The following is a 12053-nucleotide window of genomic DNA, read 5'->3' on the forward strand; positions in this document are numbered from 1 at the left end:
GAATCGGAGACCGTGACTACTACCGCCTCCCATCACCTCTCACCCGCCTTCCCCGGCCGCGCCCCCTGGGGCACCGCCAACAAGCTGCGCGCCTGGCAGCAGGCCGCGATGGACAGGTACATCCAGGAGCAGCCCCGCGACTTCCTCGCCGTCGCGACGCCCGGCGCCGGTAAGACGACCTTCGCGCTCACCCTCGCGTCCTGGCTGCTGCACCACCACGTCGTGCAGCAGGTCACCGTCGTCGCCCCGACCGAGCACCTGAAGAAGCAGTGGGCTGCCGCGGCGGCGCGCATAGGCATCAAGCTCGACCCCGAGTACAGCGCCGGGCCGCTCAGCAAGGAGTACCAGGGCGTCGCCGTCACGTACGCCGGTGTCGGTGTGCGGCCCATGCTGCATCGCAACCGCAGCGAGCAGCGCAAGACGCTCGTCATCCTCGACGAGATCCACCACGCCGGTGACTCCAAGTCCTGGGGCGAGGCCTGCCTGGAGGCCTTCGAGCCCGCCACGCGGCGCCTCGCGCTGACCGGTACGCCCTTCCGGTCCGACACCAACCCCATCCCCTTCGTGACGTACGAGGAGGACAACGCCGGCATCCGGCGGTCGTCCGCCGACTACACGTACGGATACGGCAACGCCCTCGCCGACGGCGTCGTCCGCCCCGTGATCTTCCTCAGCTACAGCGGCAACATGCGCTGGCGCACGAAGGCGGGCGACGAGGTCGCCGCCAAGCTCGGCGAGCCCATGACCAAGGACGCCGTCTCCCAGGCGTGGCGCACCGCCCTCGACCCGCGCGGCGACTGGATGCCCAACGTCCTGCGCGCCGCCGACCAGCGGCTGACCGAGGTCAGGAAGGGCATCCCGGACGCGGGCGGGCTCGTCATCGCCTCCGACCAGGACTCCGCCCGCGCGTACGCCAAGCTCATCCGCGAGATCACCGGGACCAAGGCGACCGTCGTCCTGTCGGACGACGCGGGCGCCTCGAAGCGGATCGACGAGTTCAGCGCCGGGGACGACCGGTGGATGGTCGCCGTCCGCATGGTGTCCGAAGGCGTCGACGTGCCGCGCCTCGCGGTCGGGGTGTACGCGACGACGATCTCCACGCCGCTGTTCTTCGCCCAGGCCGTCGGGCGCTTCGTGCGATCGCGCAGGCGCGGCGAGACCGCGTCCGTGTTCCTTCCGACGATCCCGACGCTGCTCGGCTTCGCGAGCGAGATGGAGGTGGAGCGGGACCACGCCCTCGACAAGCCGAAGAAGGCGGGCGAGGACGAGGACCCGTACGCCGAGTCCGAGAAGGAGATGGACGAGGCCAACAAGCAGCAGGACGAGGACACCGGCGAGCAGGACATGCTGCCCTTCGAGGCGCTGGAGTCCGACGCGGTCTTCGACCGGGTGCTGTACGACGGCGCCGAGTTCGGCATGCAGGCCCACCCGGGCAGCGAGGAGGAGCAGGACTACCTCGGCATCCCCGGCCTGCTGGAGCCCGACCAGGTGCAGCTGCTGCTGCGCAAGCGGCAGGCCCGGCAGATCGCGCACAGCCGGCAGAAGCCGGCCGAGGAGGCCGACCTGCTGGAGCTGCCCGCGGAGCGGCGGCCCGTCGTATCGCACAAGGAGCTGCTGGAGCTGAGGAAACAGCTCAACACGATGGTGAGCGCGTACGTCCACCAGAGCGGCAAACCGCACGGGGTGATCCACACCGAACTGCGCCGGGTGTGCGGCGGCCCGCCGAGCGCGGAGGCGACGGCGGGGCAGATCCAGGAGCGGATCAAGAAGGTCCAGGAGTGGGCGACCCGCATGCGCTGACCACGGGCGGCGGCGGCTCGCGCCGACCGCGGGCCGTAAGGGTGCTGCCGCCCTTTCATGCCCGGATTGACGCACACCCGCGGCATAAAGGGGGGCATACCAGGGCGAATCAGGCGCAGGGCAAGCGCTTGCGCCCGGATTCTGGACGAGGTCTTCCGCTCAGCGGAGTCCCTCGCTACTGTCCCCGCAATCGCAATGCAAACGCCCCGTGGCAACGCCGCCGCGGAGCGCAGCCGGTGTGCCATGGCCTGCCGGCGGCCTCTCCGTGCGTCGCCGATGGGACCGGCGGCGCAGCCGACGTTGAGAGTGTCCGCCGACTCACTCCGAAGGAGAGGGCGTCGTGACCGCGGAGACCTCCCAGACGCTCGACCGGGGACTGCGCGTCCTCAAGCTGCTCGCCGACACCGATCACGGGCTGACCGTCACCGAGCTGTCCAACAAGCTCGGTGTCAACCGCACCGTCGTCTACCGCCTGCTCGCCACGCTCGAACAGCACGCGCTGGTCCGCCGCGACCTGGGCGGCCGCGCCCGGGTCGGGCTCGGCGTGCTGCGGCTGGGCCGACAGGTCCACCCCTTGGTGCGCGAGGCCGCGCTGCCCGCGCTGCGGTCGCTCGCCGAGGACATCGGTGCCACCGCGCACCTCACGCTCGTCGACGGCGCCGAGGCCCTCGCCGTCGCGGTCGTCGAACCCACCTGGACGGACTACCACGTCGCGTACCGGGCCGGTTTCCGCCACCCGCTGGACCGGGGTGCGGCCGGACGGGCGATACTCGCCGCCCGCCAAGGGGCCCCCGGGGACCCCGGATACACGCTCACGCACGGCGAGCTGGAGGCCGGCGCGAGCGGCGCGGCGGCCCCGCTGCTGGGCGTGACCGGCATCGAGGGCAGTGTCGGCGTGGTGATGCTGGCGGACTCCGTCCCCGAACGGGTCGGCCTGCGCGTGGTCGACGCCGCCCGCGAGGTGGCCGACGCCCTGCGCTGAGTCCGGCCGATAGATTGGCGTCGTGCTGCTCACCAGTCTCCTGCGTAACCGGACCCGTGCCCTGCTCGCCTCCGGGCTGCCCGTGCTCGCGCTGCTCGGCGTGGCCGGGTTCGCGCCGCTGCCGTACACCCTGGCGCAGCCCGGCTCGACCGCCGACGTGCTGGGGGAGCACAAGGGCCAGGAGGTGATCACCGTCTCCGGCGCGCCCGTCGACGAGAGCGACGGCGAGCTGCGCATGACGACGATCGTCGCGACCGGGCCCAGGACCCACGTCGACCTCGCGGACGTCGTCGACGGCTGGTTCCGCACGGACCGGGCCGTCCTGCCGCACGACTCCGTCTACCCGCCCGGCAAGAGCGACGCGGAGATCGAGAAGCGCAACCTCGCCCAGATGGCGCAGTCGCAGGGCGCCGCCGTCGACGCCGCGCTCGGCTACCTCGGCAAGAGCCCCCGGGACGTCAAGGTCACCCTGCGCCTGGCCGACATCGGCGGGCCCAGCGCCGGGTTGCTCTTCGCGCTCGGCATCGTCGACAAGCTCGACGGCGGCGGCGCGAGCCTCACCGGCGGGCGCACCATCGCCGGTACGGGGACGATCTCCCCGGACGGCGAGGTCGGCGCCGTCGGCGGCGTCTCCCTCAAGACGCAGGCCGCCGCGCGCGACGGCGCCACCGTCTTCCTCGTACCGAAGGACGAGTGCGCCCAGGCCGAGGCCGAGCGCCCCGAGGACCTCCGGCTGATCCCCGTGACCACGCTCAAGGACGCGGTGTCGTCGCTCCGGGCGCTGGAGCGGGGGACGAAGGTCCCGTCCTGCTGACGTCCTCCGCCGCCTGCTCCACCAGCGGGATGATCCGCAGCGGCACGGGGTTCTCCATGACGATCGCCGTGGAGGCCCGCACGATGCCGTCGAAGGCGACCACCCGGTCGATCACCCGCTGGAGGTCGGCGTTCGAGCGGGCCACCAGCCGGCACAGCATGTCCCCGTGGCCGGTGGTGGTGTGCAGCTCCAGCACCTCCGGTACGCCCGCCAGGTGCTCGCGTACGTCGGCGCCCTGCCCCTGCTTGATCTCCAGCGTGGCGAACGCGGTGACCGGGTAGCCCAGCGCCGCCGGGTCCACGTCGGGCCCGAAGCCGCGGATGACGCCGCTGCCCTGGAGACGGTCCAGGCGCGCCTGGACCGTCCCGCGGGCCACGCCGAGGCGGCGTGACGCCTCCAGGACGCCGATGCGCGGCTCACGCGCCAGCAGGACGATGAGCCTGCCGTCCAGATGATCGATCGCCACGACGGCCTCCCGGTGGTCATCCTGTACAGAACGCCCGGCCATACTGCCCAGTCGCTGTGCAGCTTGCCCAGCCCTTCCGCGAACTATTGCGCACCTTGCGGAACGGAGAGAGTCTGCGGCCATGACAGAGACCCTCTCGCAGACCCCCGACACCGCCCGGCAGGCCGACCCCTTCCCGGTGAAGGGCATGGACGCGGTCGTCTTCGCCGTCGGCAACGCCAAGCAGGCCGCGCACTACTACTCCACGGCCTTCGGCATGAAGCTGGTCGCGTACTCCGGACCGGAGAACGGCAGCCGCGAGACCGCCAGCTACGTCCTGACGAACGGCGCCGCGCGCTTCGTCTTCACCTCCGTCATCAAGGCGTCCACCGACTGGGGCCGCTTCCTCGCCGAGCACGTCGCCGCGCACGGCGACGGCGTCATCGACCTCGCCATCGAGGTGCCGGACGCGCGCAAGGCGTACGCGTACGCCGTCGAGCAGGGCGCCACCGGCGTCACCGAGCCGTACGAGCTCAAGGACGAGCACGGCACCGTCGTCCTCGCCGCCATCGCCACGTACGGCAAGACCCGTCACACCCTCGTCGAGCGCTCCGGCTACGACGGCCCGTACCTGCCCGGCTTCGTCGCCGCGCAGCCGATGGTCGAGCCGCCCGCCAAGCGCACCTTCCAGGCGATCGACCACTGCGTCGGCAACGTCGAGCTCGGGAAGATGAACGACTGGGTGGCCTTCTACAACAAGGTCATGGGCTTCACCAACATGAAGGAGTTCGTGGGCGACGACATCGCCACCGAGTACTCCGCGCTCATGTCCAAGGTCGTCGCGGACGGCACCAAGAAGGTGAAGTTCCCGATCAACGAGCCGGCGATCGCGAAGAAGAAGTCGCAGATCGACGAGTACCTGGAGTTCTACGGCGGCCCGGGCGTCCAGCACATCGCGCTCGCCACGAACGACATCGTCGCCACCGTCCGCACCATGCGCGCGGCGGGTGTCCAGTTCCTCGACGTGCCGGACTCGTACTACGACACGCTCGGCGAGTGGGTCGGCGACACGCGCGTGCCGATCGACGAGCTGCGCGAGCTGAAGATCCTCGCCGACCGGGACGAGGACGGCTACCTGCTGCAGATCTTCACCAAGCCGGTCCAGGACCGCCCGACGGTGTTCTTCGAACTCATCGAGCGGCACGGGTCGATGGGCTTCGGCAAGGGCAACTTCAAGGCCCTCTTCGAGGCGATCGAGCGGGAGCAGGCCAAGCGCGGCAACCTCTGAAACCTCTGAGACGGGGAGACGGGGGACCCGCGGCCGCGCGGGTGGCGGAGCACCGGGGACTCCGCCACCCCGCCCGCACCCGCCTCAGCGCGACGGGCGTGCCGCGGGGCTCGCGGCCGGCCGCGGCTTCGTGCCCTTCCCCCGCACGTCCGCCGGGCCACCCGCCGCCGGCTCGCCCAGCACCGCCAGCGCCCGCCGCGCCTCCGGTGCCAGCAGCGGCGAGAACGCCGGGTGGGTGCGCAGCGCCTGCGTGAGGTGGCGCCGCGCCGGCCCGTACTGCCCGAGCGCCCGCTCGATCTGGCCCCGGTGGTACGCGAACAGCGCGCTGCGCAGGCCCGCCTCCGTGGCCCGCTTCGCGTACGGCAGGCCCTGCGCCGGTTCGCCCGAGCGGTACAGTGCCCAGCCCAGCGCGTCCGCGACGTGCGCGGAGCGATGCCCGCGCGCCCACGCGGCCGTCAGCGACTTCACCGCCTTCTCCGGGTCGCCGTGGTCGGACTCGTACCGCGCGAGCACCAGGTACGCGTCCACGCCGTGCGCCCGCGCCTTCTCCACCCGGGTGCGCAGCAGCTCGTACTGCGACCGCGCGTCCCCGTCGAGCCCCTGCGACGCGTACAACTCGCCCGCCTCCAGCGCCCACTCCGGCAGTGGCAGCGCGTCCAGCGCCGCCCCGTAGTCGCGCAGCGCCTCGTCCGCCCGCCCCAGCGCGGCCAGCGCCCGCGCCCGCCCGGCGAGCGACGGCGGGTGGCCGGCCACGAGCCGCAGCGCGGGCTCGTAGTAGCCGATCGCCTCGGCGGGCTCGCCCCGCTCCCACGCCAGGTCACCGAGGTGGCGCAGGCACTCGGCGCGCTCTGCCCGTGTCGCGGCGAGGGCGACGGCATCGGAGGCGAGGGCCGCCGCGTCCTCGCGCCAGCCCTTGTCGCGGTACACCCGGGACGCGCGGGACAGCGCGGGCACACCGCCCGGGTGCAGCGCGCGCAGCCGCGCCACCGCCTTGTCGGCGGCCCCGTACGCGCCGAGGCCGGTGTACGCGTCGACGAGCAGCGCGTGCGCCTGCCAGCGCCTCGGCTCCCGCTGCCGTACGGCCTCGCCCCACCGCCGGGCCCCGGCGAAGTCGCCCCTGGCCTGCGCGAGCACACCCAGGCCGAGCTGCGCGTCGGTGTTGCCCTCGGCGGCCGGCCGCACGGTCAGGGACCGCTTCAGCGCCTTCTCGGCGCGTACGTACGCGGCGGTGTCGCCGTCGCGGGCCGCCCGCTCCACGTACGCCGTGCCCAGCTCCGCCCAGGCGACCTCGTCGCGAGGATGCGTCCGCAGCCACTTCTCGCGGTCACCGATGAAGGCGGTCAGCTCGGGCAGCGACGCCTGCGCGCCCGCCCGCACCGCCGCCTGGGCCCGCGCGAGCGGCCCCGGCGCGGGCGGCGCCGCGTCCACCCCGCGCAGGGCGGCCGGTACGCCCGGCACGCCGGGCACGTACAGCAGCACGGCGCCCGCGAGCACCGCGCCCGCACCCGAGAGCAGGACGGTCAGCGTGACCCGCTCGGACTTCGTACGACGTGGACGCTCCCGCCCCTGGGTACGGCTCTTCATGCGGCTCACTGTGCGCCCGGACGACCGGCCCGCCGCGGCACGCCCGACACATCGGCGGACGGGTTCACACCGATGGCCCCGGGTGCCAGGCTGGGATCATGGACGACCTGCTGACACCGACGAGCCGCCTCCCGGAGCTGCTGCGCGCGGGCCTCCCGCCCGAAGCGGTGATCACGGACCCGGACGTCACCGCCTCGTACGCCCACGACATGGCGAGCTTCTGCGAGGCCGGCACGCCCGCCGTGGTCGTCCTGCCGAGCACCGTCGAACAGGTCCAGCACGTCATGCGCACGGCGACCGAGCTGCGCGTGCCCGTCGTCCCGCAGGGCGCCCGCACGGGCCTGTCCGGCGCCGCGAACGCCTCCGACGGCTGCATCGTGCTGTCGCTCACCAAGATGGACCGCATCCTGGAGATCAACCCGGTCGACCGGATCGCGGTCGTCGAACCGGGCGTCGTCAACGCCGTCCTCTCCCGCGAGGTCGACGCGCACGGCCTCTACTACCCGCCAGACCCGTCCAGTTGGGAGACGTGCACGATCGGCGGGAACATCGGCACGGCGTCCGGCGGACTGTGCTGCGTCAAGTACGGGGTGACGGCGGAGTACGTCCTCGGCCTCGACGTCGTCCTCGCCGACGGCCGCCTGCTCACCACCGGCCGCCGCACCGCCAAGGGCGTCGCCGGCTACGACCTGACCCGGCTCCTCGTCGGCTCGGAGGGCACCCTCGGCGTCGTCGTCCGCGCCGTGCTGGCGCTCAAGCCGCGGCCGCCGCGGCAGCTGGCGCTGGCCGCGGAGTTCCCCTCGGCGGCGGCCGCCTGCGCGGCCGTCTGCGCGATCATGGAGCGCGGCCACACGCCGTCGCTGCTGGAGCTCATGGACCGTACGACGATCCGGGCGGTCAACCGGCTGGCCAAGATGGGCCTGCCCGACTCCACCGAGGCGCTGCTGCTCGCCGCCTTCGACACCCCGGACCCGGCCGCCGACCTCGCGGCGGTGGGCGAGCTGTGCGCGGCGGCGGGCGCCACGCAGGTCGTGCCCGCCGAGGACGAGGCCGAGTCCGCGCTGCTCCTCCAGGCCCGGCGCCTGTCGCTCACCGCCCTGGAGACCGTCTCCTCCGCGACGATGATCGACGACGTGTGCGTACCGCGCAGCCGGCTCGCCGAGATGCTCGACGGCACGGCCGCCATCGCCACGGCGTACGACCTGACCATCGGCGTCTGCGTGCACGCGGGCGACGGCAACACCCACCCCGTCGTCTGCTTCGACCACACCGACCCCGACGAGTCCCGGCGCGCCCGGGAGTCGTTCGACGCGATCATGGCGCTCGGCCTGGAGCTGGGCGGCACGATCACCGGCGAACACGGCGTCGGCGTCCTGAAGAAGGAGTGGCTGGCGCGGGAGCTGGGGCCCGTCGGGTTCGAGCTGCAGCGCTCCATCAAGCAGGCCTTCGACCCGCTCGGCATCCTCAACCCGGGCAAACTCTTCCAGGAGGACTTCCTGCACCGGCGGAAGTAGATATCGGGCGGCGCGGACCGTAGGGTTTCCGCTGTACGCAGGCGTCCTCGACGCGCCCCCGAACGAAGGTGCTATGCCCTCTGAGAAGCCCGCCGTCGACCACCTCGACGACGACGATTACCCCGCCTACACCATGGGGCGGGCCGCCGCCCTGCTGGACACGACGCCCGCTTTCCTCCGCGCGATCGGCGAGGCGCGGCTCATCACCCCCCTGCGCTCCGAGGGCGGACACCGGCGCTACTCCCGCTACCAGCTGCGCATCGCCGCCCGGGCCCGGGAACTCGTCGACCAGGGCACGCCGGTCGAGGCCGCCTGCCGCATCATCATCCTGGAGGACCAGCTCGAAGAGGCCCTGCGCCTCAACGAGGAAATGCGCCGCGCGGGCGGAGCCTCTTCCACGGACGAGAGCCGCTGAACCGCGACGCCCAGAAAATCTCTTCCCGCCAATACAGAAATTCGGGAAACGGGCGGCCGGTAAACATATCGCGCACTTCCGGCGGTCATCGTGCTACGGTGATGTCAGTTGCAGTCGTGGTTCCCAGAAACTTTTTTCAGTCCGGTTCTTCCGGAGGGTAAATCATGCAGCGACTCCGGGTTCGCAAGGTGCGGACTCCGGGCACTGCCCCCGAGGGAGATTCAATATGGCATCTGGCACCGTGAAGTGGTTCAACGCGGAAAAGGGCTTCGGCTTCATCGAGCAGGACGGTGGCGGCGCTGACGTGTTCGCCCACTACTCGAACATCGCCAGCTCCGGCTTCCGCGAGCTTCAGGAAGGCCAGAAGGTGAACTTCGACGTCACGCAGGGCCAGAAGGGCCCGCAGGCCGAGAACATCGTTCCCGCCTGACGCTGACGCGCTACAACGTCGCTGGGGCCCGCACCGTGGGTGTGGGCCCCAGCTCGTGTACCCCCTGGCTCGCGCCCGTCGGTTCCGACGGGATCGGCACCTCCGGCCGGACGAATCCGTCCAGGCTCTCGCGCCCCGAGCAGCGACGCACTCAGCTGCGGCTCGCACTCCGGCGCCCTCTTCAAGACGAACCATCCGTCGCCCCTGTCGGCCCGGCTCTGTTTCGTCTTTTTCTTCGGCTCGTTCTTGCGGATTTCCATGCGGCTCACCGCCGCCGGGAGGAATTCCTCGATACGTTGCCGCATCGAGGAAGGTTCTCATGAACCGCACCGCTCGCATGAACACCCGCTCACACTCCTCCTCCCGCCCGGCCTCTCGCCCGGCCTCCCGTCCGGCCGCGTCCGGCCCCCGCGAGTTCGCGCTGCCGGTCACCCGCACCGCGGCGCTGCCGGCCGTCGAGGCGTTCGCCGACCTCGGCCTGCCCGACCGGCTGCTGGCCGCGCTCCGCTCCGAAGGCATGACCGTGCCGTTCCCGATCCAGGCCGCGACGCTGCCGAACTCGCTGGCCGGCCGGGACGTCCTGGGCCGAGGGCGTACGGGCTCCGGCAAGACGCTCGCCTTCGGCCTGGCCGTGCTGGCCCGCACGGCCGGACAGCGGGCCGAGCCCCGCCAGCCGCTGGCCCTCGTCCTCGTACCCACCCGGGAACTGGCCCAGCAGGTCACCGACGCGCTCACGCCCTACGCCCGGTCGCTGCACCTGCGGCTCACCGCGGTCGTCGGCGGGATGCCGATCGGCCGCCAGGCGAACGCCCTGCGCAACGGCAGCGAGGTCGTCGTCGCGACCCCCGGCCGGCTCAAGGACCTCGTCGACCGGGGCGCCTGCAGCCTGGACCGGGTCGCCATCACCGTCCTGGACGAAGCCGACCAGATGGCCGACATGGGCTTCATGCCCCAGGTGACCCAGCTGCTCGACCAGGTACGGCGCGAAGGGCAGCGCCTGCTCTTCTCCGCGACGCTCGACCGCAACGTCGACCTCCTGGTCCGCCGCTACCTGTCCGACCCGGTGGTCCACTCCGTCGACCCCTCCGCGGGGGCCGTCACCACGATGGAGCACCACGTGCTGCACGTGCACGGCGCCGACAAGCACGCCACCACCACGGAGATCGCCGCCCGCGACGGACGAGTGATCATGTTCCTGGACACCAAGCACGCCGTGGACCGGCTGACCAGGGACCTCCTGGCCGTCGGGGTGCGCGCCTCCGCCCTGCACGGCGGCAAGACCCAGCCCCAGCGCAGCCGCACGCTCGCGCAGTTCAAGACCGGGCACGTCACGGTCCTGGTGGCCACCAACGTCGCGGCCCGCGGCATCCACGTCGACAACCTCGATCTGGTCGTCAACGTCGACCCGCCGAGCGACCACAAGGACTACCTGCACCGCGGCGGCCGCACCGCCCGCGCCGGCGAGTCCGGCACGGTCGTCACGCTCGTCCTGCCCGCCCAGCGCCGCGGCATGAACCGGGTGATGGCCGACGCCGGCATCACCGCGCGGGTGACCAAGGTCCGCTCGGGCGAGGCCGAGCTGAGCCGCATCACCGGCGCCCAGATGCCCTCGGGCGTCCCCGTCACCATCAGCGCCCCCGCGGTCGAGCGGGCCGGACGCGCCGACTCCACCACGCGCGGACGACGGAGCCGGCCCGCGCGCTCGCGCGGCCGCTCCTCCGCCCCGCGCACCGCCGCGTAACCCCAGGCTCATCCGTCCCTTCCGGAACTCCCCTTCGACCCCCGCGAGGAACCATGCGCTGCGTCATCGCCAACTTCCCCTTCGACCTGTTCAAGTCCGACGTGCAGGAAGCGATGAGGGGCATCAAGCCCGAACCCGTCTCGGGCGAGTCCGTGACCATCGGCCGCCGCACCTACCCGCTCAAGCAGGTCGGTGAAGTGATCACCCGGCAGGACCGCCGCGACTTCACCGCCGGTGAGGTGCGCAGGGCGCTGACCAAGCTCGGCTTCACCTGCCACTCGGCCTCCGCCACCCTGCCGGCGCCCGCCCAGACCCCCCTGCAGACGGCGGCCGCACTGCTGGGCACGCCGGCCCCGCAGGCCCAGCTCTAGCAGCTCCTCCGGGCGGCTTCGGGCTTCAGGCTTCACGCCAGCAGCTCGGCCAACTCCTCGTCCAGGCCGAGCTGCTCCGCCTCCGCTCCCGGCGGCACCACCCGCAGCGTCCGCTCCAGCCACGCCGACACCGCCACGGCCGGCACCTCCAGGAGGGCGTCCCCGTCCGGCGACGTCAGCGCCATCAGCACGACCGCGCGCCCGTCGAGCGTGGTGGGCCAGATCCGCACGTCGCCGTGGCCGCAGGGCCGGAAGACCCCCTCCACGAGCAGCTCCCGGGCGAAAGTCCAGTTCACCGGGTGGTCGGAGCCGACGTGGAAGGTGATGTGCACGGCGTACGGGTCGTCGGTGCGGTACGTCAGCCGGGCCGGCACGGGGATGCTGCGCTCCGGCGACAGCACCAGGTTCAGCTCCAGCTCGCGTTCGACGGCGGTGTGCTCCATGGGACGCTCCTTCTCCTGCTCCTCATGCGGGGTCCTGGAGTGGCCCCGCACCGGTGGAGAGGCGCTCCCCCCTCCGTCATTACGCGACATGGGCGGGGAATTTCTCATTACTTTCCGTGATGTTGTCCCCGGTGTCCGTCACCTGATCGGTCAAGCTCGCTCGAACACGGTCTTTGCCCGTCTCCTTCTTACGGCTCCGGCGTTCTTCGTTAATGTCCTCCCTGGA

The 12053-nt window shown here is 72.2% G+C and carries 12 protein-coding genes; 9 read left to right on the forward strand and 3 right to left on the reverse strand.

Going from position 1 to position 12053, the window contains the following annotated elements; translation table 11 throughout:
- The first annotated feature begins 12 nt into the window (after positions 1 to 12).
- The 3 genes from ACIRNI_RS12675 (at position 13) to ACIRNI_RS12685 (ending at position 3596) form a co-directional block, all read left to right on the forward strand.
- Positions 13 to 1800 carry a DEAD/DEAH box helicase gene (locus ACIRNI_RS12675; protein ID WP_403550901.1) on the forward strand — a complete coding sequence of 596 codons (1788 nt, stop codon included), beginning with the start codon at positions 13 to 15 and terminating at the stop codon, positions 1798 to 1800.
- Positions 1801 to 2140: 340 nt separating this feature from the next.
- Positions 2141 to 2782 carry a helix-turn-helix domain-containing protein gene (locus ACIRNI_RS12680; protein ID WP_355364803.1) on the forward strand — a complete coding sequence of 214 codons (642 nt, stop codon included), beginning with the start codon at positions 2141 to 2143 and terminating at the stop codon, positions 2780 to 2782.
- A 25-nt stretch (positions 2783 to 2807) separates the two neighbouring features.
- Positions 2808 to 3596: a PDZ domain-containing protein gene (locus ACIRNI_RS12685; RefSeq protein ID WP_403551590.1), complete on the forward strand. Its 789-nt coding sequence runs from the start codon at positions 2808 to 2810 to the stop codon at positions 3594 to 3596.
- Here ACIRNI_RS12685 and ACIRNI_RS12690 read toward each other — a convergent pair.
- Entirely contained in the window at positions 3535 to 4062 is a 528-nt protein-coding gene (locus ACIRNI_RS12690) for an Lrp/AsnC family transcriptional regulator (RefSeq protein ID WP_403550903.1), read from the reverse strand. The two genes, ACIRNI_RS12685 and ACIRNI_RS12690, sit on opposite strands and share 62 nt — an antisense overlap.
- Positions 4063 to 4183: 121 nt before the next feature.
- On the opposite strand from ACIRNI_RS12690, the gene hppD reads away from it, so the two are divergent.
- Positions 4184 to 5329 carry a 4-hydroxyphenylpyruvate dioxygenase gene (hppD, locus tag ACIRNI_RS12695; protein ID WP_403550905.1) on the forward strand — a complete coding sequence of 382 codons (1146 nt, stop codon included), beginning with the start codon at positions 4184 to 4186 and terminating at the stop codon, positions 5327 to 5329.
- An 84-nt stretch (positions 5330 to 5413) separates the two neighbouring features.
- Here the strand turns inward: hppD and ACIRNI_RS12700 are convergent, their stop codons facing one another.
- Positions 5414 to 6913 (reverse strand): tetratricopeptide repeat protein, encoded by a 1500-nt coding sequence (locus ACIRNI_RS12700; RefSeq protein WP_403550907.1) that lies wholly within the window; start codon positions 6911 to 6913, stop codon positions 5414 to 5416.
- 98 nt (positions 6914 to 7011) lie between these two features.
- On the opposite strand from ACIRNI_RS12700, the gene ACIRNI_RS12705 reads away from it, so the two are divergent.
- The 5 genes from ACIRNI_RS12705 to ACIRNI_RS12725 all read left to right on the forward strand — a co-directional run bounded on the left by ACIRNI_RS12705 (position 7012) and on the right by ACIRNI_RS12725 (position 11384).
- Positions 7012 to 8427: an FAD-linked oxidase C-terminal domain-containing protein gene (locus tag ACIRNI_RS12705; RefSeq protein WP_355364815.1), complete on the forward strand. Its 1416-nt coding sequence runs from the start codon at positions 7012 to 7014 to the stop codon at positions 8425 to 8427.
- Between the two features lie 73 nt (positions 8428 to 8500).
- Positions 8501 to 8842: a MerR family transcriptional regulator gene (locus tag ACIRNI_RS12710; RefSeq protein ID WP_403550909.1), complete on the forward strand. Its 342-nt coding sequence runs from the start codon at positions 8501 to 8503 to the stop codon at positions 8840 to 8842.
- A gap of 226 nt (positions 8843 to 9068) precedes the next feature.
- The gene (locus tag ACIRNI_RS12715; protein WP_064071132.1) at positions 9069 to 9272 is read left to right on the forward strand and encodes a cold-shock protein; all 204 of its coding nucleotides are present in this window, start codon (positions 9069 to 9071) and stop codon (positions 9270 to 9272) included.
- A gap of 319 nt (positions 9273 to 9591) precedes the next feature.
- A complete protein-coding gene (locus tag ACIRNI_RS12720; RefSeq protein ID WP_403550912.1) occupies positions 9592 to 11013 on the forward strand; it encodes a DEAD/DEAH box helicase in 1422 nt (473 codons plus the stop codon).
- Between the two features lie 53 nt (positions 11014 to 11066).
- Entirely contained in the window at positions 11067 to 11384 is a 318-nt protein-coding gene (locus ACIRNI_RS12725) for an SCO5918 family protein (protein ID WP_403550914.1), read from the forward strand.
- Between the two features lie 32 nt (positions 11385 to 11416).
- Here ACIRNI_RS12725 and ACIRNI_RS12730 read toward each other — a convergent pair whose 3' ends face one another.
- Positions 11417 to 11827: an SsgA family sporulation/cell division regulator gene (locus tag ACIRNI_RS12730; protein ID WP_355364828.1), complete on the reverse strand. Its 411-nt coding sequence runs from the start codon at positions 11825 to 11827 to the stop codon at positions 11417 to 11419.
- Positions 11828 to 12053: the final 226 nt, after the last annotated feature.

Source organism: Streptomyces sp. NPDC093546 (assembly GCF_044765045.1).
Classification (GTDB): domain Bacteria; phylum Actinomycetota; class Actinomycetes; order Streptomycetales; family Streptomycetaceae; genus Streptomyces.